The sequence below is a fragment of the Arthrobacter sp. Y3223164 genome (assembly GCF_059091005.1).
On the sequence record NZ_JBNHGF010000446.1, the window covers coordinates 1 to 2,021 of the forward strand.

General features: G+C 68.6%; 2 protein-coding genes. Both read left to right on the plus strand.

The features are described from left to right. The first annotated feature begins 191 nt into the window (after positions 1–191). Positions 192–1,148 carry a glutamate racemase gene (gene murI / locus AC5RUJ_RS15195; RefSeq protein WP_494001275.1) on the plus strand — a complete coding sequence of 319 codons (957 nt, stop codon included), beginning with the start codon at positions 192–194 and terminating at the stop codon, positions 1,146–1,148. Continuing rightward, positions 1,145–1,939 carry an MBL fold metallo-hydrolase gene (locus AC5RUJ_RS15200; protein WP_494000101.1) on the plus strand — a complete coding sequence of 265 codons (795 nt, stop codon included), beginning with the start codon at positions 1,145–1,147 and terminating at the stop codon, positions 1,937–1,939. The genes murI and AC5RUJ_RS15200 overlap by 4 nt, the downstream gene beginning before the upstream one ends. Positions 1,940–2,021 lie beyond the last annotated feature (82 nt).

Sequence of the window (2,021 nt, forward strand, 5' to 3'; positions counted from 1 at the left end):
CCGGCCACGGCCGCCGGAGATGGGCCGCAACCTTTCCGGGTCCGCGCCCAGGCGGCGCCCCGGTCGGGAGGCGGCGTCGGTGGGGAAACACTGTGAGATGGCTTACAGAAGCCGCGCAGAAGTTCGCTCAACCGGCCGCCAACGTCTTATCCTCTAGTGAACATGAGCCCGGAAAGGCAGTGAAACTGAAGATGTTGATCCAACCTGCAGCTCCGATCGGCATCTTTGATTCCGGGGTGGGCGGGCTGACCGTGGCCCGCGCAGTGATAGACCAGCTGCCCAACGAATCCATCTTGTATGTTGGCGACACCGCAAACGGTCCCTACGGGCCGCTGCCGATCGCCGAGGTGCGCGCGAACGCGCTGGGCGTGATGGATGAACTCGTGGACGCCGGCGTGAAGCTCCTCGTGATCGCCTGCAACTCCGCCTCCGCCGCCGTCCTGCGCGACGCCCGGGAGCGCTACACGGCCCGCTACGGCATCCCGGTGATCGAGGTGATCCAGCCAGCCGTCCGCCGCGCGGTCGCCTCCACGCGGAGCGGCAGGATCGGCGTGATCGGCACCTCGGCCACCGTCGGTTCCCGCGCCTACGAGGACACCTTCGCCGCCGCGCCGCACCTCGACGTCACCTCCGTGGCCTGCCCCCGGTTCGTGGAATACGTGGAGGCCGGCGTGACGGCCGGCCAGGAGCTGCTGTCCACCGCCGAGGAGTACCTGGAGCCGCTCAAACGTGCCGACGTGGACACGCTGGTGCTCGGCTGCACGCACTATCCGCTGCTGACCGGCGTGATCTCCTACGTCATGGGCGACGGCGTGACGCTGGTTTCCAGCGCGGAAGAGACCGCCAAGGACGTTTACCGGTCTTTGGTGTCCCACGATCTGCTGCGTCCGGAAGGGACGCCGGGCCGGCACCACTTCATTGCCACGGGCGACGCAGCATCCTTCGAGGTGCTGGCGCGCCGGTTCCTGGGGCCGGAAGTGATCGCCGTGGAGCATGTGGAGCACGTGGCGGCGCAGTATCCCACCGGGAGCATGGCCAGGATCACCCCGGAGATGGTTGCCGCCGCGCGCGCCGGGGCGCAGGCGGGCCCGAAGGTTTCGCCGTTCGCCGGTGCATCGGGGCAGTACAACCCGGGGGAGCGGGCATGAACCTGACCATCATCGGCTGCAGCGGCTCGTTTCCCGGACCGCAGTCACCGGCGTCGTGCTATTTGGTCAGCGCCCACGACGGCGAGCGGACCTGGCGCATCCTGCTCGACCTGGGCAACGGCGCCCTGGGCACCGCCCAGCGCTACATGGCGTTGGAGGATATCGACGCCGTCTTCCTGAGCCACCTGCACCCGGACCATTGCATGGACCTGTGCGGCCTGCATGTGGCGGTGCGCTGGAATCCCGACGGCTGGACCAAGGGCCGCATCCCCGTGTGGGGGCCGGCCGCCACGGCGGACCGCATGGCCACCGCCTACGGGCTGGAATTGGATCCGGGCATGAAAGAGGAGTTCGACTTCCACGTTTGGGCGGAACGGGAACCGGTGAAGCTGGGCCCGTTCACCATCACGCCGTATCCGGTGCGCCACCCCGTCGATGAGGCCTACGCGATCCGGGTCGAGGCTACGGAGCCCACGTCCGAGGGGCCGGTCACGCGGGTGCTGGCCTACTCCGGTGACACCGACAGCTGTCCCGCACTGGTCGAAGCGGCGTTCGGCGCGGACATGTTCCTGTGCGAGGCGGCCTTCCACGAGGGACGCGACGACGCCGTCGACGGCGTGCACCTCACCGGAAAGCGGGCTGGTGCCGCTGCCACCGAGGCGCAGGTCCGGCGGCTGCTGCTGACCCACCTGCCCGTCTGGAACGACTCCGTGCGTACCGTCGAGGAGGCCCGCGAAACCTACGTCGGCGATCTCGCGGTCGCGGTAGCCGGCGTCAGCTACGTCGTTTAAGCGGCAGCGGAGCGGTGGCGGCGACGCCTTCCGGGCGGCTCTTGGACGGAGTCGGATAGGAATATCACACGTCTGAAATCCA